The organism is bacterium (assembly GCA_022763185.1).
In the GTDB taxonomy this organism is placed as follows: domain Bacteria; phylum Bdellovibrionota_G; class JALEGL01; order JALEGL01; family JALEGL01; genus JALEGL01.
This window is the reverse complement of the sequence record JALEGL010000006.1, coordinates 261,971-284,287: the sequence shown is the minus strand read 5'-3', so window position 1 is coordinate 284,287 and position 22,317 is coordinate 261,971. Positions and strand designations below refer to the sequence as shown.

Here is a 22,317-nt window from a genome sequence, read left to right as displayed (position 1 = left end):
ACGTCACTCAATCAAGCCCTTATGTTCCACAATAGGTGACATAATCCTGATCATTAGGTTTGGGTGGCCGTGTTAAATACTCACAATTATTTTGCTCTTCATAAGGCTTGGATAAATGCTCTAGCATAGCTTTAAATAAAGAATAATCATTTTCATTTTGTGCCTTTAGCAAGGCTTCTTCAACTTTATAGTTTCTAGGGATAATTGTAGGGTTGTAGCTTTGCATACTTTTTAAAGCTTCTGCTTCTGAATACTGTTCTAATGTTAGCCGTTGTTTCCAGCCTTGATACCAACGTTTAAACTCTGGATGCTCATAAACTTTATCGCATGCATGCTCACTGCTGGGTAAGCTGTTTTGCATTAAACAATAAAACGTATAAGTATAATCTACTTTATTTTTTTGCATCCAAGTCAATAAGTCTTTCATCAAGTGCAAATCATCTTTATGCTCACTGTATAAACCCAATTTTCTCTTCATCATCGATAACCATTTTTTTTCAAAACTGGGTAAAAAATGTTCAATCTGCTCTTTGGCAATGTTGTAAGCCTCTTGACTGTCTTTTGCCAATAAGGGAGACAAGCACTGTGCTAAAACACTTAAGTTCCATTGTGCAATATTGGGTTGTTGACCAAAGGCATATCGCCTACCCTGATCAATAGAGCTAAATACGGTATCCATATGAAAGGCATCCATAAATGCACATGGACCATAATCAATACTTTCCCCAGAAATCGTCATATTATCTGTATTCATAACTCCATGAACAAAACCTACACGCATCCACTCAAGCATAAGGTTTAATTGCTTGTTCATCACCGCCTGCAAAAAAACCAGGGCTAAATTTTTTGAATCTACTAATTCAGGAAAATGTCGTTCTACACTGTGCTTTAATAAAGCTTGTAAAACTTCAGGATCGTTTTGAAGGTAGGCAAATTCAAAGGTTCCCACTCGTATATGACTTTGTGCTACTCGGGTTAAAATAGCACCCGGTAGAACAGTCTCTCTGAAAACATCTTCTCCGGTTGTAACCACGGCCAAACTTCTGCTGGTGGGTATGCCCAAAGCATGCATGGCCTCGCTAATTAAATACTCTCTTAACATTGGAGCAAGCGCTGCTTTACCATCCCCTGCCCGTGAATAGGGTGTTTGACCTGAACCTTTCAACTGAATATCATAATACGAACCCTGATCAACAACCTGTTCGCCTATAAGAATAGCACGACCATCTCCCAGCATACCAGGATAACCAAATTGATGACCTGCATAAGCCATAGATATATAAGACCCTTGCTTAAGAAGATGCTGTCCACTTAATATCTTTGTCAGATTAGGTTGCGATGCCTCAATTTGTAATACATCTGAAAAAATATTTAAATCAAGCAAGAGCTGTTCATTAAGTACTTGCAAAGTGGGTTTACTTACCTGTTCCGGTTTGACTTTTGAGTAAAACACATGCGGTAGTTTTTCATAATTTGAAACAAGATTAAAATTCATGTCTTAATTAAACTAACACGACTTTTCTTAAAAAATAAACTTCATTGAAAACAATAAATCATTTATACTCAGTTTTAAAAAAAATGCTGTTATAGAATATCGGCTTAATAACCAAAAATTCTTTTAAAATAATTGTTTTCGGCTTGAATAAAACTCTCAATTTTTTCTGCACGGTTTTCAGGATAGATGGTCCAAAACAAATCATGTAGATTGAGACACAGTTGTTTGTACTGATAAGACTCTACATATTGATTCTGACAACTTATAGTATCAAAGCCAATTTTTATTCTTGAAAAGTGAAAAGAGCCTTCCATATTGTCCAAGCTATTTTTAATTTCCTTGAACACTTCTTTTAAGACTAAAAAGTCATTCGCCGCCTGTGGTGATCTTAAATCTAAACCTAAAGATCTAGAAAAAGAGCTTATATCTACTAAAACCTCAACACCTATTTTATTTAAATCTAACCATAACTGTTGAGCATCAAGATCTTCTTCCATCATTTTTAAAAAATAATAAGGCTCTATATAATTATAAACTATTGCTGCGGTTTTATTCATATTAGACGGATCTTCTTCAATTAGACTTAAATACTCTTTGGTGAATGGGCTTGAAATGATAAAATTATGTTCAGCTTTAATAAAAACTCCATTGCTATCATCTCCTTCAAAAACAATTTGATATTTTCCATTAAGCTCAATTCTATTTACTCTTAACCCTATACCCTTATAATAATTAGGTAGATTGTTTTCATCATTACTTGCGCCCAACATATAGTTAAGCAAGTTAATACTTTCTTGATAATGTCTACACACATTACGCTCTACATTTTGCCGTTTCTCTAAACGGCTACTTGAAGGGCGATGAAACCTTTTACATGTATATTGGATAGATTGCGCACTTGCTGATGCAAGCAAAAAAAAGATTAATACTATAGTAATTTTGCCAAGCTGTTTGCTTTGTCTCATTTCCATGCATCAAGCTTTAACATAAGCTATAGACTAGATTCAAGTAGGGTTTTTAATCATAAATTTTCCCAAGACTTGTCTTTATTATTTTGTTGGCTTTTTGATTGTTGATCAAGCTTCTGTTTAAACTGATTCAGTTGATCTTGTGTTTTTGGTGCTGTCTGTTAGTTCGCTTTTGATGGACGAGAAGGCTGAAAATATTGGTAACTTAAAAAGGCAATGATGACTAATACAAATAATAAACCAATAACAGAAAACCCTGCAGTATTTTTTCTCATCTTTTGATGTTAACAAACACATCGACGGTATGCAGCAAAAAACTAAACTATTTTTTTGATTCATTGTATAGAGACAAACATGCCTTATATTCAACACAAGCTTGGAAAAACATTTTATATTTCTAAAGGTCCTCAAAATTCTTCAACGCTTCCTCTTATTGGTTTGCATGGTGGTCCGGGTAGTACGCATAGCGGAAGACTTGCATTATTAAAATTATCCAAAAACAGAAAAGTCTATATTTATGATCAAATTGGTGGCGGCAAGAGTTCAGTGACTCAACAAAAACATTGGACCATTGATACTTTTACTCAAGAACTCCATACTTTAATCCAAGCATGGGGTCTAAATCAGTTTCACTTGTATGGCGGATCTTGGGGTACAACTCTGGCTTTAGAGTATTACTTGCGTTACAAAAATAATGGCGTTGCTTCCCTTATTTTTCAATCGCCTCTTTTTTCCGGCAAAGACTGGAAAAAAGATGCACAAATTTTAATCAAAAAACTACCGCAGAAACAGCAAAAAATTATTCGCTATTGTCATGAAATTGGTGCAACTGATTCTACTGTTTATAAACAAGCCATGCATGAATATTATAAACGCCATGTTTTACGTAATGAAAAAAAATTATCCCAAATGCTCAATCCTAAAAAAAGTCAAAATATTAACGGTAAAAATATTTATCAATACATGTGGGGAGAGTCCGAATTTTTTCCAACAGGAACACTTAAAAACTACAACCAGACTAAAGCTTTAAAAAAAATTACCGTGCCATGTTTGCTCATGTGCGGTCAATATGATGAAGCAAGACCCCAAACCTCTCAAAAATACACCAAGATGATTAAAAACGCTCAATACAAAACCATTAAAGGCGCAGCGCATGCTGTCTTAACTGAAAAACCTAAAGATGTTTTAAATTATATCGACAAGTTTATTTCTGAAGTAGAAAAAAAATAATTACTCTTCATCTTCATGGACGCCACGCAAAAGGTCTTTAAACCGTCCTTCTAAGAAGCGCGTCAGAACCAACACCGTTACACAACACACAGTGATAATGATTGCAGATGTATATTGTTCAAAACCAATGGCTGCTCCCACTGCTGCCAGTACCCAAATCACGGCAGCAGAGGTCATACCTAACACCAGTCCATCCTTGGTTAAAATAACACCCGCTCCTAAAAAACCTATCCCTGTAACAACCTGTCCCAACACTCTGGAATAGTCTGTAGCAATACCTTCAATTTGCGAAGATAAGTGAATAAATAAACACGTGCCAATAACAATTAAAATACTGGTTCTTATCCCTACGGGCTTACCGCGCAACTGTCTTTCAATACCAAAAATTGTACCACATAAAACACTGATTGAAATTTTTGTTACTAATTCTACATGGATGTCTAACATGGGCAATACTATATACTTTCCTATTTTCTGTGCAAGATCTGCTTTCTCAGCATTTAAAAATATTATTTAAACAAGCATTATGAAGAAAAAGCAATACCATGGTATATTGTATTGTGCCTTTAAAGTTAGTTTATAGAACCAGTGATTTATCTGAAGCAACATTAATTGTTGCCTATCTTAAAAGCTATGGCATTGATGCCCAAACATTTGATGAGCAAAGCAACAATCTTTCCCCCGGTGGAAACATTTTTGCCCCCATTAGAATTGTTGTTGCTGATTATGATTTAGAGCAAGCTTTAAAATATATTAAAATGTATCAAGAAAAAACCCCGCAAGCTTAAGCTTTTTTATTTTACTTTCTTCAGGGGGAATTGCTTCCCCCTCTGAAACAAAAACGTCGTTTTTGTTTCCTCTCCCCCTGCGCACAAATTCATGTAAAATGACTTTGTGTTCTTTATTCCCTAATCCAGTCTCATCTCACTCTTAACAGCTCTTTCCAGTTCGTCGTATAACTGGGTGATTTATAAATGTTGTTTTTTGGGGTTTGTTTGAGGTTGCCTTGGGCTGCTAAAAAAACAATATCTTTGCCAGCCTTTTGATTAATTTGATCTATAATTTGCATGGTCTTTTCATTGTTGGCTTGTCCATGGCTACAAAAAATATTATTTTGAATTTCATTTTTTTTAACCAAATCCATCAAGATAATGCCTGCCTTATGATAGCGCACTCCGGGTTTATAAAGTGCTCTTAAAGCCGGCTTAATCTGATTTAAAATAAAACTTACATCTTGTGAGGGTGAAGGCAGCGCAACCGAGCAGCCGTTTTTATAGTATTCATCATTGTGCAAATGTCTTGAGCTTCTAATAAAAATGTAAACTGATTGCGCATAACTATTTTGCTCTCTTAGTTTTTGACAAGCTCTAAATGTATAATTGGAAATAGCTCTATACAAATCAATAAGTTTTGTTACTTTTTTAGGAAAAGACCGTGAAGACATGATATTTTTTTTACCGCTCCTTTTTTCTCGCTCTAAGACGGCATGACCATTGAGCTCATAGACCAAACGTTCTCCCACAATCCCCATTTTTCTTCTGATGTAACTTGCTTCACTGTGCTTAATATCCAAAGGCGTATACAAACCTAAAGCACGCCAATGTCTTGCGCCTCTATGTGATAAACCCCAAAGATCTTCTAACTCGAAAGATTGCAAAACTTTTTCCACCAAAGCATCCTGACGCAAATCAAAAACATGCTGATCTTTTTCTTTTTTCGCTAAAACAGCGGCGGCTTTGGCCAAAGTTTTGCTGTGTGCCAAGCCAATAGATACTGGAATACCCGTCCATTGCCTGACTTTTTTTTCTATCATCAAACACTCTTTGAATACTTGCTCTGAACTTAGACCTTTGAAATAAAGAAAGGCTTCATCAATAGAATAAATTTCTATGTGCTCTGCCCATTGACTAAGACATTGCATGACCCGTCTGGACATGTCGCCATACAAAGCAAAGTTTGTTGAAAACAGTTTAACTTTATGCTTTTGAATGACCTGTTTATGTTTAAAGATGGGCGCTCCCATAGGAATATCCAAAGCTTTAGCTTCATTGGAACGGGCTATAATACAACCATCATTATTGGATAAAACAACAATGGGACGATGTCTAAATTGGGGTTGAAACACCCTTTCACAGGATGCATAAAAATTGTTGCAATCCACCAAGGCAATATGTTTTTGATTCATGATGGATAATTATGCCACTTTATAAAGCGTGAATCACATTAGTCACCACGCCCCAGATCATAAAACTTTCTGGGTCATGGACAACAATGGGTTTGTATTTTTTATTTTCAGGCATCAACTTTAACTCATTGTTTTTTTGATGCAAACGCTTAACGGTCAGTTCATTGTTTAAAACAGCAATGACAATTCTACCATGCTTGGCTTCAATGCTTCTATCCACGATCAATAAATCATCTTCATGAATGCCCGCTTCAATCATGGAGTCTCCGGATACACGCACAAAAAAAGTAGCTGCGGGGTGCTGAATCAAATGTTCATTGAGATCTAACATACCTTCTACATAATCTTCCGCTGGTGATGGAAATCCGGCAGACACCGTGCAACTGTACAATGGCAAAGAAAAACCCTTCATTTTAACATAATGATGCACTTGCTCAACCATACTCACAGGAATACGTACTGGCTTGGTGGCTTCACCATAAGGTCCTTGTCCAGCGGGTCTACCGGCACCTTTACGTTTACCACCCCACTGTTTTGGAACAGGTCTTAAAGTGTTGTTTTGTGACTGATGAGAAGACTTTTCTTTATCCATTTGATTAATGTAACAAAAATCAAATAAATGGCAATTGTTTTTTAGCTTTTAGTCATTTCGTGTTTGTCATAAAAACTCAAGTCAGCATTTTTTATTGCAGTGAAACGTAAATTTTTCTTGTCAGATAAAATACCAATAAACCTAAAAACACTTGCGCGGTGATATTGACTGCTGCCCAAGCAAGTTGCTTCATGTTGATTAACATATGACTGTGGGCTATAAAGCTTGAAAAGGTGGTCATTCCACCTAAAAAACCTGTAAACATGAACAAAGTAAATGCCACTGACCCGTCTTCTTTTAGAAAAGAACTCAACAGCGCAAACAAAAAACAACCCAAAATATTCACCACGGCAATACTAAGAACATTGGACCAAGAAAACAAATGCGCCCCTAAAAGTTCTAGTCCATAACGAACACTTGCTCCTAAGGCCCCACCAGCACAAACCGCTAAAAAATTAAATACTTTCATAACATAAAGTGTTAGACAAAAACTGAAAAATTTTCTACATAAATCAAGTTTTGAAAAACATTCCTCAACGCGAAATCAAAAGCAGAATCTATGATAGCCAACGGCAATTGCCCAGTTATCTTAATGTTCTTCCTGAGGCGGTTTCATTTTTAAAAAAAGACAATGCACTTGGCCTAGTTTACATCAATGGTAAAGCTTTATGTACTTTAGAAGAAAAGTACGGCAGCACCATTTTTGATGATATCATGATGAAAATTTCAAATATCCTCATGAATATGCGCGGTACGGTTATTCGCAAAGGCGATATAATCTCTTTAAATCGCGTTAAAGGTTATTCTTTTATTTTATTTTTGGGTGGAACCCGTAAAAACAATGAAGATTGCAACTACCTTTCTAAAGATGATGTTGAAGACACCTGTGAGCGTATTTTAAGCCATCTTCAAAACCATTTATTTTTGGAGCTGTATCATTTTATAGGCAGCTTGCCCAAAATCAATGTTGGTTACTCTTTTACTGTTCATAATCCTATTATTGATCCATGGCGCGCTATCTATAGACTCATAGAAGAAGCGCGTGAAAATGCAGAATTACAAATGTCACAAGTGGAACTTAAAAATCGTGGGCGTATACAGAAAGTTATTCTAGAACAAAATATTCACAGTGTTTATCAGCCCATTGTTAATCTGAAAGAAAAAAACACCTTGGGTTTTGAAGCACTATCTAGAGGTCCTCAAAGCACGGAACTGGAAGCTCCAGCAATTTTATTTTCTTTAGCAGAAGAAACCGGCATGTTGTATGAGTTGGATAGAGTTTGCCGCCGGCGGGCCATTCACTTTGCCACAGACAAAAAAGCCCAACTAAAACTTTTTATCAACACTTTACCCAACCTTATTCATAATCCAGAGTTTGAAGCCAAGCAGTTTTTACAATTCTTAGATTTGTATGGTATTTCCCCAAAAGACATTGTTTTTGAAATTACAGAGAGCCATGCCATTGATCAGTACTCTAGTTTTCGTCAGGCTTTAAAGTACTACACCAATGCCGGAATTACCTTGGCCATTGATGATGTAGGTACTGGTTACTCAAGCCTGGAAGCTATTATGGAAATCCAACCCAAATACATTAAAATTGATGCATCTTTAATTAGAGGTGCACACACCAACCCTGCCAAACAGGAAATGCTCAAGGCGCTTAAAACACTGGCAAAATCACTTAATGCCTTCACCATAGCGGAAGGCATTGAAATCCAAGAAGATCTGACTTTAGTTGAAGAAATGGATATTGATTTTGCCCAAGGTTATTTTTTTGCTAAACCTGCGGCTAACTTTACTGAACCCAGCTTCTGATTTTCCAAGAAGGAAAAATACTTTTTAGAAACTGTTGGGTGGAGCCTTTACAGTGTCTTGTGCAAAGCCCCCCATTTTAGTAAAAACGCGGTCTAGCTAAGGTCACCCTGTACGCTCATAAAACAACCCTTGCCATATTGCTCGTTCTTTATTGAAAATTATCGAGATCCATTATTTTGGGCACAGCTTGTCTGTAAAAAATTTCTTAGCGCCTCGCTCCTTGCATTGATTCAATAGCTCAGGGTCATTAACCGTATAGATACGAATTTCAGGAAAGCTTTTTGCTTTCTTATCTTGAGAAAAGATATCTAAAAAATACTCTTGCGACATATGCAAAGCTTCAATATTAAAATCTGCATTTTGATAAAACGACAAGGTAAAATTATTATCCACTAAACCGGCATAACGAAAGTCAGGGTACAGGTTATAAAACAAAGCAATCAATTCGTGATCAAAAGAAGAAAAAACAATTCTTTCTTGCAATTGGTATTTGCAAACATAGTCTGCAATGACTTTTAAATAGTCTTGTGAAAAATAACGCTGGTCTTTCTTAAGCTCCCAGTTCATTTGACAAAATGCTGTAGCTTCAAGAAATAAAGCAAGCTTTTCCAAGTGCGGTATAGATTCATTTTTATATTGGTCAGCCTTCCATAAACCGGCATCTAATTGTTCTATTTCGCTGGCCATATGGTTTTTAAATAAACCTTGACCACTACTGGTTCTATTTAATTTATCATCATGAAATAGATAGGGTTGATGATCTTTGCTAAACTGAATATCACACTCGATAAAATCAAAACCTTTGTCTATAGCTAATTTAAATGCTGAAAAGGTATTTTCAGGCGCTTCATAGGAATAGCCTCTGTGCGCAATAAGTTCTTTCATGCTTAGAAAAGAAAGTTATTCATACAGTGATTATTCTTCTAATGTTTCCAAATAACGTTCGCAATCAATGGCGGCCATACATCCAGACCCTGCCGCAGTAATGGCTTGCCGATAAACTTCATCTTGAACATCACCACAAGCAAAAACACCTTCTTTACTGGTTTTGCTGCCCTCTTGAGTAAGAATGTAACCGTTTTCACTGAGCTCTAACTGCCCTTCAAACAACTGTGTTACCGGCTTATGACCAATAGCAATAAAAACGCCATGTACATTTAACTCAGTTTTTTCATCTGTATTTCTGTTGGATAGTTTTAATCCGCTTACCCCTGAATTATCACCCACAATATCATCCACCACCGTGTTCCACAGCCATTCAATTTTTTTATTGGCTTTGGCTCTTTCTTGCATGATTTGTGATGCTCTAAGCTCTTCTCTTCTATGAATCACGGTAACCTTGTTGGCAAAGCGGGTTAAAAACATGGCCTCTTCCAAAGCTGAGTCACCCCCACCAACAACAGCCACTTCTTTATCTTTATAGAAGGCACCATCACACGTTGCACAAGTAGAAACTCCTCTACCCATCATGGTTTTTTCAGCCTCTAAACCCAACAGTTTTGCAGTTGCACCCGTAGCAATAATCACACTGTCAGTTTCATATTCATTTTGCCCTACCCACACTTTGTAAGGTTTACTTGAAAGATCTACTTTGCTCACATCTTTCGTTTCAAGACGTGTTCCAAAGCGTTCCGCTTGTTTACGAAACATTTGCATCATTTCTGGTCCCATCACACCCTCAGGAAAGCCTGGGAAGTTTTCTACATCCGTCGTGGTCATCAATTGACCTCCTGCTTGATAACCCTCAAACATCAACGGCTTGAGCAATGCTCTTGATGTATAAATGGCGGCGGTTAAACCGGCAGGTCCAGATCCAATAATAATAACTTTTTCTTTTGCTTTAGCTGTTTCTTGCATGCTATTTCTAGTACACAGAACTTAATATCAAATCAAGATTATGTTACAGACATATTCATTTTGAATGAACGATGAAAAAAAATATTAAACATTTTCCACTGCATCTAGGTTTAAATGCAAAAATCTTCTCTGAGCCTATGTTTACCGGGTTTGATTGGTATGAATCTTATGCTAAACGACATGCAAGTGATGGCAAAGAAGGTCGTTTGGTATCCTTGCATAGCTTTGAAGAAGCTTGGGATGTCTGGGAACAACACCCAGAAGGTGATGAAATGGTTTTATGTCTGGAAGGACACTTCACTCTTATCCAAGAAATTAAACCAGGAGAGAAAAAAGAAATTGTTTTAGAGCCTTATGACTATGCCATTAACCCAAAAGGTGTCTGGCATACTGCTGACACCCAATGTTTAAGCACAGCTCTTTTCATAACTGCGGGTTTAGGAACACAGCACAAACCTAGAACAAAAGATAAATAGCTTTTAGAAATTTTTCTAGACCTGTATTTTTTCGACGACTTAAAAAAATAATGCTAAATAAGCTTCTATGTCAGAAGATTCTTTTGCAAGTCGTCGTCAGAGTCAACGGGTTAAAGTTGAAATTGATGTTGATTTGGGCGCCTATGGGGAATATTTTTTAAGTAAACTGGATAACGTCTCTACGGGTGGAGCCTTTGTAAAAACACGTAAACTGCAAAATGTAGGGTCAGAAGTTAAACTCAGATTCAAACTCCCTGGGGATGACCAATTGATTGAAGCCGAAGGCATCGTTATATGGACCTATAACCAGGCTGGTCCCATTGATGGTAACTCTTCAGGAATGGGGATTCAATTTACTGAAATTTTACAGTCCGATCGTGATCGCATTAAGACCTTTGTTGCTCAACACACAAACCCTTAAGAACTCTTTGATTACCGGGTAAAAAATCAAATGTTTGTAGCGCATTGATGGGAACCCATCTCAGTTCTGCATGCACATTTTTTTGTAGTGCATGTGTTAAATCTAAATAACATTGGTAGAAAAATAATTGCACTTGTTTGTTTGGATAGTCGTAAGTATAGGCATCCAATAAACTTTCTATTTTGATGGCCTCAATGCCCAACTCTTCTTTTAATTCTCTCACAAGTGCCTGCTTATGACCTTCTTTTAACTCTATTTTTCCACCAGGAAATTCCCAACACTGCTTGCCATCTTTTCTTTTAGCAATGAGAACTTCCTTCTCCTGGTTGAAAACAACAGCAGCAACTACTTGTATTGGCTTTAAACCTTTATCTTGATTGACCTTAACACTCATAAAAATTATTTTTTTACTGTAAAACTTAAACTTCTTATAAAAAATATGTTTATACTAGCTTGGAAATGAAAAAGAAACCCATTATTGGCATAGGTCCGCATTATTTAACGAATCCAAAAAGAAAAAAAGTCATTGGTTGTTATGAAAACTACATCCGCTGTCTAGAACTGGCTGGTGCCAGCACACTTATTTTTACTGCTGACATGGATCATATTGATTACCACTTAAGTTTGGTCGATGGCATTATGCTTACTGGCGGTGATGATTTACATCCCAGCTATTATGATGAAAAAAAACTCCCAAAAATTAAATTTGAGCTCTCACCCAATGAACGCAGTGACTATGATATAGCCTTACTCAAAAAAGCTTTAAAACACGATATGCCTTATCTTGGTATTTGTCTTGGTTGCCAAACACTGAATGTCGTCCAAGGGGGCAACCTTTATCAAGACATGCCTTCACAGCTGGAAAAAGTGAATGACCATAAAAAAGGCCAACACTGGATTGATCTTGAGAAAAAAACTTTACTCCATTCTATCTTAAAAAAAGATAGGGTTAAAGTGAACTCTAACCACCACCAAGCGGTTAAACAAACGGGCAAAGATCTCATCATCACCGCAAAAGCCTTGGATGGTACAGTGGAAGCCATTGAGTCCACCAAACATTCTTTTGCTTTAGGCATACAATGGCATCCAGAAGAACTGCTTAAAACAGAAGTGAGCAAAAAAATTTTTAAAGCTTTTGTTAAAGCCTGTAAGAAAAATAAATCTTAATTTGATATCATTCACTGATTGTTATCAGATCGCCTCTGGCATAAGTATTTTTTTTCAAACTTTTATCCAATTCAACCAAATGTTTTCCACTTGCTGTACACACCAAGACACAGCGTTTGGGTTTGAGTTTTAACTCATTGGATATCACTCTTGCTTTAACTTGATGATTTTTTTGTTTGTGTAAATTTATTTTGCTTAAAACAATATAGCTGGCTTTGAGTGCTTTATCTTTATGCTCTAAAAAGCGTTCAATTTTTCTTCTTAAGTTTGGGGCATGCCATACAGTTTCAAAATGACACCAGTCTTTTTTATCGCTATTCATTGGACACTGGGCATGATGTAAACATGGAAACGGGGCGTAGGCTTGCCAAGCTTGAAGCCATTGATCTCTTAAAAATGTTAATTGTCTAGAAGTACTCATCAAAGCCGGCTCCATAATGGCAATGGCTCCATCTGCACTGAGATGGTACTTCCACAGTATGGTAAATACTCGATCAAGCTGTTCTTGGGTATTTTCATTCACTTCATTGATGGCATTGGCGGCTACAATTAGATCATAAGCGTGTTTTTGATGCAGTGACTTTAATGTTTTTTTGGTGTTTAAATCAAAAGCCTTGGTTGTCACTCTCACTTGCGTAAAAGACATGAAACTGAATAAGTTTTTTGCTTGTTCTAAAATTGCTTTATTATGATCTGTTAGAACAACTTCTGCCCGAACATGCGGCCAATGGTTTTTTAATAAAAACTCTAGCGCCCAAGCGGTTGCCCCCCAGCCTGAACCTAAATCCAAAACATATAATACTGTTTTTTCAGTATTTTTTTGAAAGTAAGCTTCTAAGTAAGAGTGTAAGCATGCCGCAACCCGCACCACATTGGCCAAGTGAAAATACATTAAGTAAGCCAACTGAACATCTTTCTTATTAAAGTACTTTGAATCAAGTTGTGTCCGATCCAAAGTGAATGCATTCGATAATTTTAAAGCATGTGCGCAAATTGATTTTACAATATCTTTGGGGATTGCTTGCCCATTCCACGTTTGCTGCCACTTCATTTGATACATGTAGGCTATTAAAGCATCTTCCCATGCCTGTAGCTGCTGCTCATTCAAGTTTTCTAAAGATCTAAGCATAGTTTCCTTCTTATTCAGAATAGGGTATGCCATAAGGGCATGAAAAAAACCAACAATGACCAAAAACTCTTCTTAATTGATGGCTCAGCTCTGGCTTATAGAAGTCATTTTTCATTTATCAGCAATCCCTTAAAAAACTCTGAAGGTATGGAAACCAGTGCGGTTTTTGGTTTTACCAATACACTTTTGAATCTTCTTAAAAAAGAAAACCCTTCCCATATAGCTGTTATCTTTGATGGTCCTAAAAAGACTTTTCGGCATGAGATGTACAAAGAATACAAAGCTACCCGCGAAAAAATGCCGGATGAACTCAAAATTCAATTGCCATATATTCGTAAAATTGTTGAAGAAATGAACATCCCCTACTTGGTTATGGATGGTTTTGAAGCCGATGATATCATTGGTACCTTGGCTAAACAGTCAGCCAAAGAAGGGATTCATGCCTATATGGTCAGTGGAGATAAAGACTTTATGCAACTCTTAGAAGACAATATTTCTATGTACACCATGAAAAAAGGTACGGTAGATATTGTAGGCGTTGAGGGCCCTGTTAAAAAATGGGGTGTCAAACCAGAGCAGGTCATTGACTTTATGGCCTTGATGGGTGACAGTTCTGATAATATTCCGGGCGTTCCTGGTATTGGTCCCAAAACTGCTTTAAAACTGATTGAGCAATTTGAACATTTACAGGGCATTTACAAAAACCTGGATCAAGTCAAACCTGAGAAACTTCAAGTAAAATTATCAGAAAACAAAGATCATGCATTTTTAAGCCAAGAGCTGGTTACCATAAAAACCGATGTCCCAGTTGATACAAGTTTTGAAGAACTCAGCATCAGCCCTTTTAACAAACCAGAATTAGAAAGTATTTTTGATGAATTGGACTTTCATTCTTTAAAGCGTTTTTTAAACCCTAAATCAGACAACTCAAAAAAATCAGAGCATAAAAATACGTCTACAACCCCTTCATCTGCAAAAAAAACAAGTCAAGAAGAAGGTCATGCCTTAGAAGTTCAAGGCAATTATACCTGTATAGAATCTCAACAGCAGCTGGATGATTTGATCAAAACTTTAAAAAAACAAAAGCTTTTTGCTCTAGACACAGAAACAACTGGCCTCAACCCTATTGAAGCTGAACTTGTTGGTATTTCTATTGCCTTTAAAGAACAAGAAGCTTTTTTTATTCCCGTTCACCCCGGTCACCTTGATTTTGAAAGCACCTTAAAAAAACTTAAGCCTATACTAGAAGATCCAAAAATAAAAAAAGGCGGCCAAAATATAAAATACGATATGCATATTTTATCCAAATATGACATTCATGTTACCGGAATCAGTTTTGATACCATGTTAAGTTCTTATGTTTTAGCCTCTGACCAACGCCAACACGGCATGGACCATATTGCTCAAAAATACTTAGGTTTAGAAAAAATTCCAACTGAAGCTCTTATCGGTAAAGGCAAAAAACAAATTTCTATGGATCAGGTAGAAATTGATAAGCTTGCGCATTATGCCTGTGAAGATGCCGATGTCACTTTAAGACTCTACAATTATTTTGATACGCAATTGCAAAACAACAAAAAATTAAACACACTTTATCAAGAGCTAGAAATTCCATTATTATGTGTCTTACAAAAAATGGAAGCACACGGCATGCTTTTGGATACAAAAAAGCTTAAGTCACTTTCTAATAAGTTGAGCAAACGTTTAATTCAACTTACAGAAGATATTCATCAAAAAGCGGGAGAGAGTTTTAACATCAACTCACCCAAACAAATGGGACCTATTTTGTTTGAAAAAGTTAAAGTGCAAGAAGGATCAGGTATTAAAAAGCTTAAAAAAACCAAAACCGGTTATGCCACTGACCATGCCACTTTAGAAAAGTTTTCTGACCATCCCTTGGTTGCACTTATTCTAGAATACAGAAACTTATCCAAATTGATGTCTACTTATATTGAGGCTTTGCCCAAGTTGATTGCTCAGCGGACAGGCCGCATTCATACTTCATTCAATCAAACCATTGCTTCTACCGGCAGATTGTCCAGTTCAGATCCCAACTTGCAAAACATCCCCATTCGCTCTGAGTATGGCAAAGAGATTCGTGAAGCTTTTATTGCCCCAAAAGACTCATGTTTGATTTCAGCAGATTACTCACAAGTTGAATTACGCATGCTTGCGCATCTGGCTGACGATGAAACTTTAATCAAAACGTTTGAACAAAACCTTGATGTTCACACCCAAACCGCAGCAACAATTTTTAACAAAGATCCAAAAGAAGTTGATGCCAATTTAAGAAGCCGAGCCAAAGCCATTAATTTTGGAGTCCTTTATGGAATGGGGCCACAGCGCTTATCCAAAGAAACAGGAGTAAGTTTAAATGAAGCCAAAGATTTTATTGCATCCTATTTTAACAGTTTTTCTAAAATCAAAGATTACTTAAATGCACAAATTGAATTTGCTAAAAAACATGGCTACATTGAAACCATACTCGGACGGCAACGACCTTTACCTGATATTTATAGCAAAAACCCAATGATCAAGGCCAATGCTGAACGGATTGCAACCAACACCCCCATTCAAGGTAGCGCCGCCGACCTGATTAAAAAAGCCATGTTGGATATTGATGCTGAGCTGAGTAGACAAAAACTTAAAAGTAAGTTGGTCCTCCAAGTTCACGATGAGTTAGTGTTGGAAACGCTGAATGAAGAAATTGAAGCGGTTAAAAAATTAACCCAACAATGCATGGAAAACGCTTTAAAATTAAAGGTTCCCTTAAAAATAGATCTAGGCCAAGGTGAAAACTGGTCACAAGCCCACTAGAAAAAGATGAACTGAAAATGAATTTTTATTTTTAAGCATCAATAAAAAGAATTTTTTATTTGATATTTTTTTTTTAGTAACGTTAAAACAAAGTGATGAAAATGAAATCTAAATGTAGTGTTTTTCTAATATTAAGTTTGTTGTTAAGTTCATGTACTCTTTTTACCAACAGGCCAGAGTTGGTTTCTTGGCAGGGCAACACCATCAACTTATGTTGTGAGGGTGTCAATTCATCTGCTTGCCCTCAAGAAGAGTGGGCTATAAAAGTTCAACAGCATTGCCCACAAGGCGCTGTGGCTATTGGAGGAGAAACACGTGAGCGTTTGGGGGATCGTATCATTGAAGAGTCGATTAAAGAAGATCATAGTTATGATGCATATGGCGATACAAAAAGAGTAACCCAATACAAGCAAGAGCGAGAGTTTTTAAGTTGTGTCACCTACAAGTGCAACGGCCAAGTCTATCCTTAGTGTTTCTAAATGCTTACGCTTAACCTTAGGCTTCTAAGTCTTCTTTCTTTTTCATTTTGCTTTAGCTTTTCTATCTCAAGCTACGCATCGCTGTTGCGATGCTTCGCATAAGTGTTTCTAAACGCTTACGCTTAACCTTAGGCTTCTAAATCTTCTTTCTTCTTCATTTTGTTTTAGCTTTTCTATCTCAAGCTACGCATCGCTGTTGCGATGCTTCGCATAAGTGTTTCTAAACGCTTACGCGTTAAGAAACACTAAAAATGCCAGCCCATACCTAACTTTAATAAATCTACTCTATAAATATCTTCGCTGTTGTTGATGATCCACTGACTAAAACCTATACCTGTATTTACTCTTAAATTATCATTTTTAGTCCAGCGTCTTAGATTCCATTCTAAGCCAAGGCCTGCAAACCAGCCTATTTCACGAACAGGTGAGTACAGGAAAGAAAAATGTCCCTGAATAAATGGACTAATCTCTGTATAACGACCAAAATATTTGTTAATTCCCAAAGAAACACTGTGTCTGTGTTGGTCATCAACACCAATATTCCAAGCTAGATTAAATGCGGTGGTTCTATCTAAAAAAAACAACCAGTCAAATTGATAGGCTTGGCTTAGGGTTTTATTTGTATTTTGGCTATGTGACTGCAGAACAAAAGAGTTACCAAATGCACTCATTCTGTCATGGATTTGCGCTTGAGCAAGACCTAAACCACAAAAAACTATCCACAAAAAAAGATGCTTCTTTGACAGTTTTACTAAATTTGCATTTAATCTGAAATATGACATTACAAAAACCCTTACTTTATTTTTACATATCTATCTATTGCTTTTTTTGCTCGTTTTTTTTCAGTTTTACCTCGCTTCATGCACAACACATTACCAATATCAATGCTGGCTACAAAGATGGTTTTTACTTGGCCACGCAAGATGAAAAATATTCTATGAAGTTGGGTGGAAGACTCAACTTTCTTTATTCTTCAGCTGTTTTAGAGCAGACTGAAAATATTCATCGCTTTGATGTCTTACATGGTAAAATTTACTTGGGTGGCCATGCCTACTCTCAAAATATTGAATATTTTTTACAAACTGCTTTTGGTGAATTTCAAGATACCAGTCCTCGGTTTAAAATACCCTCAGAAAGCATAGGCCAACAAATGCGCTTGGAAGATTTTTATGTTCGTTTAAAACAAGGAAGCTATTACTTACAACTTGGACAGTTTAAAGTTCCTTTTTCCCGCCAAGCTCTTATTTACTCTGGGAATCTTGTTGCACCCTTTAGAAACCATGTAAACAACGCCTTTACTTTAAGGCGTAGCCAAGGACTCATGTTATCCCATTACAAACCTACGTTTCATATGTCGGCTGCAGCATTTAACAATCAAAATCCAATTGCTCTTGATAATGGCTCACCTCAATATCCGGTAACCCAGGCTAATAATAATAGAATGTTGTATGTTGGAAGAATAGGCATTGCTCCTAAAGGCTACGTTGGTTTTTCCGAAGGTGACGTAGAAGATTCTCAAGTGGGAAAAATGGAGCTCAATGGTTCTATTGCTTTTTCTCAAAATAACTCTGTCTACGTTAACAATGACGATACGATAGACCTTAACAACGCCGACAGCCTATCGATTAATAGTGATTTTATTTGGAAAAAGAAAGGCCTGGCTTTACAAGCTGAATATTACTATAGAAAACTCATGCCTGACACAGGTTCAGATATTAAAAGTTGGGGCTTTTATATTCAACCTTCTGTTTTTGTTGTTCCCTCTCAATTGGAACTGGCTGGTCTCTATGCACGCTCAAGTTTAAACAATCAAATTGAAGATACTGCCATAGAAACAGGAGGCGGGGTAAATATTTATTTTTCAAAAAACCATCGCCATAAACTACAAACGCGTTATACCCTTAAGCAATATGATGACCAAGGACAAAACCAGAAGGACCATTGGATCAATATTGCCTTACAAGTCAGCCTTTAAAGCTTAAATCCTAATAATTTCCAAGAAAAGGTCAGCAAGAGCCTTGTTTCCTTGGCAATCTGAGCATCTTGATATAGCTTGTATGCATTCAAATTTAGCAATAGAAAGGATTGTTTGATGGATTATAAAGTTAAAGATATCAACCTGGCCGAAAGTGGTGATAAGAAAATTTCTTGGGCAGAAAGCAGAATGCCTGTTTTGATGACCTTACGTGAAAAAGCCAAAAAAGAACAACCTTTAAAAGGACACACTATTGCTGGGTGCTTACATGTAACCAAAGAGACTGCTGTTTTAATTGAAACCTTAAAAGCTGCTGGCGCTGAAATTTCATGGTCTGGCTGCAACCCTTTGTCAACACAAGATGATATCGCTGCTTCTCTAGCAAAACGTGGTATAGCCATTTATGCATGGCATGGCATGGGCAATGAAGATTTTTACAAATGCATTGATGCCACCATAGAAAAAAATCCTAATTTAACGCTCGATGACGGTGCTGATCTGATCTTCACTGTTCACAATAAATACCCAGATTTAGCCAATAAAATTTTGGGGGGAACAGAAGAAACCACAACCGGTGTCCATAGGCTTAGAGCTATGGCCAAAGACGGTGCTCTTAAATACCCTGTATTTGCAGTCAATGATTCTGCAACAAAATGGGATTTTGATAATGTTTATGGAACAGGACAATCCTCCTTGGATGGCTTATTAAGAGCCACCAGTGTTCTTATTGCTGGAAAAACTTTTGTTGTTGCTGGCTACGGTCATTGTGGACGAGGTGTGGCTATGCGTGCCCAGGGCATGGGAGCAAAAACCATTATCACTGAGGTTGATCCTGTCGCAGCATTAAGGGCTACTTTAGAAGGTCACACAGTAATGACCATGGACGAAGCGGCCAAACATGGTGATATTTTTATGACTGCCACGGGCATGAAAGACGTCATTGTAAAAAGACACTTTGAAGTCATGAAAGATGGCGCCATTGTTTCCAATACAGGGCATTATGACTGTGAGCTGAACCTGGCTGATTTAGAAACCATTAAAGAAAGTAAACGTGAAATTAGAACCAGTAATGAAGAGTACACTTTAAAAAATGGTCATCGTATTTATGTCATTGGTCAAGGACGTTTAATTAACTTGGTAGCTGCAGAAGGACATCCCTCAGAAGTGATGGATATGTCTTTTGCCAATCAATTTTCTGCCATGGTAAAACTTGCTCAAGAAGGAAATACCTTAGATAAAAAAGTTTATGTTCTTCCAAGTGAACTGGATGAAGAAATTGCCGGTATAAAACTTAAAACCATGGGCTTAAGTATTGATGAATTAACAGAAGACCAAATTGCTTATCTTACTGATTATGCTGCCGGTACCTGATTGTATCTTCAAAACAGCTTGAAAGGGAAGAAGTATGATTGGATCAAAACAGCTCAAAGTTGGCATGATTATCAAACATGAGGGTGAATTATGGCGGGTGATGAGTACCATGCACACTCAACCTGGTAAGGGTGGTGCTTATATTCAAACCAAACTGCGCAATGTTTTAAAAGGAACTCAAACCGAGTATCGATTTCGCTCAGGAGAACCTGTTGAACGCGTGGTTTTAGACCAACGAGACGCTCAGTTTTTGTATGCTGAAGGAGAAACGTACCATTTTATGGATAATACCTCATATGAGCAGATTCAAATGCAAAAAGACAACTTGGAAAATGCCCTGCCTTATCTTAAAGACGGTAGCAGTGTCATGATTGAGCTCTATGAAGGCAATCCTATTGGCATTGAAATGCCAAAAAGTGTGCGTCTAAAAATCATTGAAACGGAGCCATATATTAAAACTGCTACCGCAACCAACTCCTTAAAAGGAGCCAAGTTGGAAACAGGATATTCTGTCAAGGTCCCAGGCTTTATTGAGGAAGGCGAAGAAATAGAAATTGATACCAGCACTGGGGAATACCTGAGTCGAGCAAAATAATTTTTTATAGGGGGTGTTCTTATCACCCCCTATAAAAAATAAGTTAATTGTAAGCCGGATTCTGTATGCATTGCTGCATTGATCATCATTTATCTAGGCTTGTTGTTACCAACAGGCTCAAGCGATCTACCCAAAAGCTTCAGGCGGGACACCCTCAAACGCTTTTCTATTTGATCTTGCTTCAGATGGGGTTTACCGCACGGCCGCTCACACGGCTCTCGTGAGGGAGCTCTTACCTCCCTGTTTCACCCTTACCCATAAATAAATTATAGGCGGTTTGCTTTCTGTTGCACTTTCCTACAGTCACCTGCACTGGCCATTAACCAGCATCTTTCCCTATGAAGTCCGGACTTTCCTCCAACGTATAAATACATCAGCGATGACCCATTTAACTTTCATGTGGTTTTATCAAAATGTTTGGAAAAGAAAAAGCTTAAATTTAAAACTTCAAGCTAAAAAGCTTTACGGCTCTGTGTCTATGGATGCAATCAAGCTCTATTATCGAGTGCGCTATTGGCAAGTGCATCAGCACGTTTATTGTATTCTCGTCGCACATGCTCAATTTCAAATGAATCAAAAAACTCAATCTTTTGTACAGCTTGCAACCATAATTTTTTTAACTCTGGGTTTTTAACTTTATACATACCTTGAATCTGCCGAACCATAAGTTGTGAATCTGCATATATTTTTAATTCTTTACAGGAATGAGACTGAGCCAAATCAAGTGCTGACAATAACGATGTATATTCAGCAACATTATTGGTTGCCTGGCCAATGTATTTTGCAACTGTGGCGTGTTCTTGTCCATCTTTAGTACACAAACTGACACCAACAGCAGCCTCACCTGGATTACCCCTTGAGGCTCCATCAATATAAGCAATACACATGGCTAAAGAATTCTTTTTATCGTTCAATGTAATCTTCTAAATATAAAATTCTGTGGCAATTGGGACAATTGTACAAATCTTTTTTGGTTTGCATTTCATTGATCATTTGTGGAGGTAAACTCATATAGCACCCTTTACACACACCATCATCTGCACTAACCACAGCGTAATCCAATCGCTTGCGAATAAACTTATACTTACTTAACAGGGACTTTTCTATATGATCATAATATTGATCAACTTCATTTTGGCGTTTGGAAATTTCTTGTGCGTAGTAATCACTTTTTTCGTCTACCAAATTTTTTACATCATCAAATTTAGTTTCAACTTGCTCTAGCTCTTCCTTTTTTTGCTTTAAAGCCTCTTCTAATTTTTGCAACTCTTCACTATGAGACGCAATTGTTTGTTGTAAAGTGAAGTTACTCTTTTCAGTGGAATCAATTTCTCTGCGTAAAGCCTGATACTCAAAATTATTTTTTATTTCATTTAGTCTAACTTTACTTTTATTTAAGCGCGTTTCTTCTAAATCTAGTTTTTCTTGTAAACTTGCCTTTTCTGTTGTCAAGGCTTCTACACGATCATTAAGATTTTCATAATCTTTTAAAATCTTATCGTAACTATTTTTTACTGACTCTAGCTGATTTGGGTAGCCTTCTCTCTCGGATTTTATTTTATCTAACTCAATATCCAATGTTTGTAGTTTTAACAACTCTTCAAAATGCATCATTCACAACCCCATAAAATTATTAATTTAAACACTTTAAACTGTGTGGTGGGCCCTCCAGGATTTGAACCAGGGACCTGCCGGTTATGAGCCGGATGCTCTAACCACTGAGCTAAGGGCCCGTAAAACTTACG

General features: G+C 37.0%; 24 protein-coding genes, 1 tRNA gene and 1 other RNA gene. 11 read left to right on the top strand and 15 right to left on the bottom strand.

Annotation, left to right across the window (positions count from 1 at the left end; translation table 11 throughout):
- Positions 1 to 19: 19 nt before the first annotated feature.
- Together MRY82_04030 and MRY82_04025 are read right to left on the bottom strand one after the other, a co-directional pair.
- Positions 20 to 1,495: a YdiU family protein gene (locus MRY82_04030; GenBank protein MCI5072099.1), complete on the bottom strand. Its 1,476-nt coding sequence runs from the start codon at positions 1,493 to 1,495 to the stop codon at positions 20 to 22.
- Positions 1,496 to 1,599: 104 nt separating this feature from the next.
- Entirely contained in the window at positions 1,600 to 2,466 is an 867-nt protein-coding gene (locus MRY82_04025; GenBank protein ID MCI5072098.1) for a hypothetical protein, read from the bottom strand.
- Between the two features lie 351 nt (positions 2,467 to 2,817).
- On the opposite strand from MRY82_04025, the gene MRY82_04020 reads away from it, so the two are divergent.
- Positions 2,818 to 3,693 carry a proline iminopeptidase-family hydrolase gene (locus MRY82_04020; protein ID MCI5072097.1) on the top strand — a complete coding sequence of 292 codons (876 nt, stop codon included), beginning with the start codon at positions 2,818 to 2,820 and terminating at the stop codon, positions 3,691 to 3,693.
- On the opposite strand, the gene MRY82_04015 is transcribed toward MRY82_04020, so the two are convergent.
- On the bottom strand, positions 3,694 to 4,140 hold the full coding sequence (locus MRY82_04015) for an MgtC/SapB family protein (GenBank protein ID MCI5072096.1): 447 nt from the start codon (positions 4,138 to 4,140) through the stop codon (positions 3,694 to 3,696).
- Positions 4,141 to 4,238: 98 nt separating this feature from the next.
- Here MRY82_04015 and MRY82_04010 point away from each other — a divergent pair, with 98 nt between their 5' ends.
- Positions 4,239 to 4,481: a DUF2007 domain-containing protein gene (locus MRY82_04010; protein MCI5072095.1), complete on the top strand. Its 243-nt coding sequence runs from the start codon at positions 4,239 to 4,241 to the stop codon at positions 4,479 to 4,481.
- Positions 4,482 to 4,612: 131 nt separating this feature from the next.
- Here MRY82_04010 and MRY82_04005 read toward each other — a convergent pair whose 3' ends face one another.
- The 3 genes from MRY82_04005 to MRY82_03995 all read right to left on the bottom strand — a co-directional run bounded on the left by MRY82_04005 (position 4,613) and on the right by MRY82_03995 (position 6,939).
- On the bottom strand, positions 4,613 to 5,878 hold the full coding sequence (locus MRY82_04005) for a Y-family DNA polymerase (protein MCI5072094.1): 1,266 nt from the start codon (positions 5,876 to 5,878) through the stop codon (positions 4,613 to 4,615).
- Positions 5,879 to 5,897: 19 nt separating this feature from the next.
- On the bottom strand, positions 5,898 to 6,320 hold the full coding sequence (gene umuD, locus MRY82_04000) for a translesion error-prone DNA polymerase V autoproteolytic subunit (protein ID MCI5072093.1): 423 nt from the start codon (positions 6,318 to 6,320) through the stop codon (positions 5,898 to 5,900).
- Between the two features lie 241 nt (positions 6,321 to 6,561).
- Positions 6,562 to 6,939, bottom strand: coding sequence for a CrcB family protein (locus MRY82_03995; GenBank protein ID MCI5072092.1), 378 nt, complete (start codon positions 6,937 to 6,939; stop codon positions 6,562 to 6,564).
- A gap of 50 nt (positions 6,940 to 6,989) precedes the next feature.
- Between MRY82_03995 and MRY82_03990 the strand changes: the two genes are divergently transcribed.
- Positions 6,990 to 8,285, top strand: a complete 1,296-nt coding sequence (locus MRY82_03990) for an EAL domain-containing protein (GenBank protein MCI5072091.1) — start codon at positions 6,990 to 6,992, stop codon at positions 8,283 to 8,285.
- Positions 8,286 to 8,456: 171 nt separating this feature from the next.
- On the opposite strand, the gene MRY82_03985 is transcribed toward MRY82_03990, so the two are convergent.
- On the bottom strand, positions 8,457 to 9,170 hold the full coding sequence (locus MRY82_03985; GenBank protein ID MCI5072090.1) for a hypothetical protein: 714 nt from the start codon (positions 9,168 to 9,170) through the stop codon (positions 8,457 to 8,459).
- Between the two features lie 30 nt (positions 9,171 to 9,200).
- Positions 9,201 to 10,142, bottom strand: a complete 942-nt coding sequence (trxB, locus tag MRY82_03980) for a thioredoxin-disulfide reductase (GenBank protein MCI5072089.1) — start codon at positions 10,140 to 10,142, stop codon at positions 9,201 to 9,203.
- A gap of 71 nt (positions 10,143 to 10,213) precedes the next feature.
- On the opposite strand from trxB, the gene MRY82_03975 reads away from it, so the two are divergent.
- Positions 10,214 to 10,618: a cupin gene (locus MRY82_03975; GenBank protein MCI5072088.1), complete on the top strand. Its 405-nt coding sequence runs from the start codon at positions 10,214 to 10,216 to the stop codon at positions 10,616 to 10,618.
- A gap of 67 nt (positions 10,619 to 10,685) precedes the next feature.
- Positions 10,686 to 11,039: a TIGR02266 family protein gene (locus tag MRY82_03970; GenBank protein ID MCI5072087.1), complete on the top strand. Its 354-nt coding sequence runs from the start codon at positions 10,686 to 10,688 to the stop codon at positions 11,037 to 11,039.
- Here MRY82_03970 and MRY82_03965 read toward each other — a convergent pair.
- Positions 11,005 to 11,433, bottom strand: a complete 429-nt coding sequence (locus MRY82_03965) for a (deoxy)nucleoside triphosphate pyrophosphohydrolase (protein ID MCI5072086.1) — start codon at positions 11,431 to 11,433, stop codon at positions 11,005 to 11,007. The genes MRY82_03970 and MRY82_03965 overlap by 35 nt on opposite strands.
- A gap of 65 nt (positions 11,434 to 11,498) precedes the next feature.
- Here MRY82_03965 and MRY82_03960 point away from each other — a divergent pair, with 65 nt between their 5' ends.
- Positions 11,499 to 12,206 (top strand): gamma-glutamyl-gamma-aminobutyrate hydrolase family protein, encoded by a 708-nt coding sequence (locus tag MRY82_03960; GenBank protein MCI5072085.1) that lies wholly within the window; start codon positions 11,499 to 11,501, stop codon positions 12,204 to 12,206.
- Positions 12,207 to 12,213: 7 nt separating this feature from the next.
- On the opposite strand, the gene MRY82_03955 is transcribed toward MRY82_03960, so the two are convergent.
- Positions 12,214 to 13,335, bottom strand: a complete 1,122-nt coding sequence (locus tag MRY82_03955; GenBank protein MCI5072084.1) for a small ribosomal subunit Rsm22 family protein — start codon at positions 13,333 to 13,335, stop codon at positions 12,214 to 12,216.
- A gap of 39 nt (positions 13,336 to 13,374) precedes the next feature.
- Between MRY82_03955 and polA the strand changes: the two genes are divergently transcribed.
- Both polA and MRY82_03945 read left to right on the top strand, forming a co-directional pair.
- On the top strand, positions 13,375 to 16,152 hold the full coding sequence (polA, locus tag MRY82_03950; GenBank protein ID MCI5072083.1) for a DNA polymerase I: 2,778 nt from the start codon (positions 13,375 to 13,377) through the stop codon (positions 16,150 to 16,152).
- A gap of 101 nt (positions 16,153 to 16,253) precedes the next feature.
- Entirely contained in the window at positions 16,254 to 16,622 is a 369-nt protein-coding gene (locus MRY82_03945) for a hypothetical protein (GenBank protein ID MCI5072082.1), read from the top strand.
- 254 nt (positions 16,623 to 16,876) lie between these two features.
- Here the strand turns inward: MRY82_03945 and MRY82_03940 are convergent, their stop codons facing one another.
- Positions 16,877 to 17,356 (bottom strand): hypothetical protein, encoded by a 480-nt coding sequence (locus MRY82_03940; protein ID MCI5072081.1) that lies wholly within the window; start codon positions 17,354 to 17,356, stop codon positions 16,877 to 16,879.
- A 50-nt stretch (positions 17,357 to 17,406) separates the two neighbouring features.
- On the opposite strand from MRY82_03940, the gene MRY82_03935 reads away from it, so the two are divergent.
- From MRY82_03935 to efp, 3 genes are all read left to right on the top strand, one after another.
- Positions 17,407 to 18,606 (top strand): OprO/OprP family phosphate-selective porin, encoded by a 1,200-nt coding sequence (locus MRY82_03935; GenBank protein MCI5072080.1) that lies wholly within the window; start codon positions 17,407 to 17,409, stop codon positions 18,604 to 18,606.
- A 117-nt stretch (positions 18,607 to 18,723) separates the two neighbouring features.
- Positions 18,724 to 19,977 carry an adenosylhomocysteinase gene (locus MRY82_03930; GenBank protein MCI5072079.1) on the top strand — a complete coding sequence of 418 codons (1,254 nt, stop codon included), beginning with the start codon at positions 18,724 to 18,726 and terminating at the stop codon, positions 19,975 to 19,977.
- Positions 19,978 to 20,011: 34 nt separating this feature from the next.
- Entirely contained in the window at positions 20,012 to 20,572 is a 561-nt protein-coding gene (efp, locus tag MRY82_03925; GenBank protein ID MCI5072078.1) for an elongation factor P, read from the top strand.
- A 35-nt stretch (positions 20,573 to 20,607) separates the two neighbouring features.
- Here efp and rnpB read toward each other — a convergent pair.
- The 4 genes from rnpB to MRY82_03905 all read right to left on the bottom strand — a co-directional run bounded on the left by rnpB (position 20,608) and on the right by MRY82_03905 (position 22,305).
- Positions 20,608 to 20,968, bottom strand: an RNA gene (rnpB, locus tag MRY82_03920) — RNase P RNA component class A.
- Positions 20,969 to 21,060: 92 nt separating this feature from the next.
- Positions 21,061 to 21,486, bottom strand: coding sequence for a ribonuclease HI family protein (locus tag MRY82_03915; GenBank protein ID MCI5072077.1), 426 nt, complete (start codon positions 21,484 to 21,486; stop codon positions 21,061 to 21,063).
- Positions 21,476 to 22,186 (bottom strand): C4-type zinc ribbon domain-containing protein, encoded by a 711-nt coding sequence (locus MRY82_03910; protein MCI5072076.1) that lies wholly within the window; start codon positions 22,184 to 22,186, stop codon positions 21,476 to 21,478. Before MRY82_03910 ends, MRY82_03915 begins: the two co-directional genes overlap by 11 nt.
- A 43-nt stretch (positions 22,187 to 22,229) precedes the next feature.
- Positions 22,230 to 22,305 (bottom strand) — tRNA-Ile (locus tag MRY82_03905).
- Between the last annotated feature and the right edge of the window lie 12 nt (positions 22,306 to 22,317).

Excerpts from the sequence above, each read along its gene's own strand:
- MRY82_04030 (MCI5072099.1), bottom strand. The coding sequence starts at position 1,495 with ATGAATTTTAATCTTGTTTCAAATTATGAAAAACTACCGCATGTGTTT.
- MRY82_04025 (MCI5072098.1), bottom strand. The coding sequence starts at position 2,466 with ATGGAAATGAGACAAAGCAAACAGCTTGGCAAAATTACTATAGTATTA.
- MRY82_04020 (MCI5072097.1), top strand. The coding sequence starts at position 2,818 with ATGCCTTATATTCAACACAAGCTTGGAAAAACATTTTATATTTCTAAA.
- MRY82_04015 (MCI5072096.1), bottom strand. The coding sequence starts at position 4,140 with ATGTTAGACATCCATGTAGAATTAGTAACAAAAATTTCAATCAGTGTT.
- MRY82_04010 (MCI5072095.1), top strand. The coding sequence starts at position 4,239 with ATGGTATATTGTATTGTGCCTTTAAAGTTAGTTTATAGAACCAGTGAT.
- MRY82_04005 (MCI5072094.1), bottom strand. The coding sequence starts at position 5,878 with ATGAATCAAAAACATATTGCCTTGGTGGATTGCAACAATTTTTATGCA.
- umuD (MCI5072093.1), bottom strand. The coding sequence starts at position 6,320 with ATGGTTGAGCAAGTGCATCATTATGTTAAAATGAAGGGTTTTTCTTTG.
- MRY82_03995 (MCI5072092.1), bottom strand. The coding sequence starts at position 6,939 with ATGAAAGTATTTAATTTTTTAGCGGTTTGTGCTGGTGGGGCCTTAGGA.
- MRY82_03985 (MCI5072090.1), bottom strand. The coding sequence starts at position 9,170 with ATGAAAGAACTTATTGCGCACAGAGGCTATTCCTATGAAGCGCCTGAA.
- trxB (MCI5072089.1), bottom strand. The coding sequence starts at position 10,142 with ATGCAAGAAACAGCTAAAGCAAAAGAAAAAGTTATTATTATTGGATCT.
- MRY82_03975 (MCI5072088.1), top strand. The coding sequence starts at position 10,214 with ATGAAAAAAAATATTAAACATTTTCCACTGCATCTAGGTTTAAATGCA.
- MRY82_03970 (MCI5072087.1), top strand. The coding sequence starts at position 10,686 with ATGTCAGAAGATTCTTTTGCAAGTCGTCGTCAGAGTCAACGGGTTAAA.
- MRY82_03965 (MCI5072086.1), bottom strand. The coding sequence starts at position 11,433 with ATGAGTGTTAAGGTCAATCAAGATAAAGGTTTAAAGCCAATACAAGTA.
- MRY82_03960 (MCI5072085.1), top strand. The coding sequence starts at position 11,499 with ATGAAAAAGAAACCCATTATTGGCATAGGTCCGCATTATTTAACGAAT.
- MRY82_03955 (MCI5072084.1), bottom strand. The coding sequence starts at position 13,335 with ATGCTTAGATCTTTAGAAAACTTGAATGAGCAGCAGCTACAGGCATGG.
- polA (MCI5072083.1), top strand. The coding sequence starts at position 13,375 with ATGAAAAAAACCAACAATGACCAAAAACTCTTCTTAATTGATGGCTCA.
- MRY82_03945 (MCI5072082.1), top strand. The coding sequence starts at position 16,254 with ATGAAATCTAAATGTAGTGTTTTTCTAATATTAAGTTTGTTGTTAAGT.
- MRY82_03935 (MCI5072080.1), top strand. The coding sequence starts at position 17,407 with ATGACATTACAAAAACCCTTACTTTATTTTTACATATCTATCTATTGC.
- MRY82_03930 (MCI5072079.1), top strand. The coding sequence starts at position 18,724 with ATGGATTATAAAGTTAAAGATATCAACCTGGCCGAAAGTGGTGATAAG.
- efp (MCI5072078.1), top strand. The coding sequence starts at position 20,012 with ATGATTGGATCAAAACAGCTCAAAGTTGGCATGATTATCAAACATGAG.
- MRY82_03910 (MCI5072076.1), bottom strand. The coding sequence starts at position 22,186 with ATGATGCATTTTGAAGAGTTGTTAAAACTACAAACATTGGATATTGAG.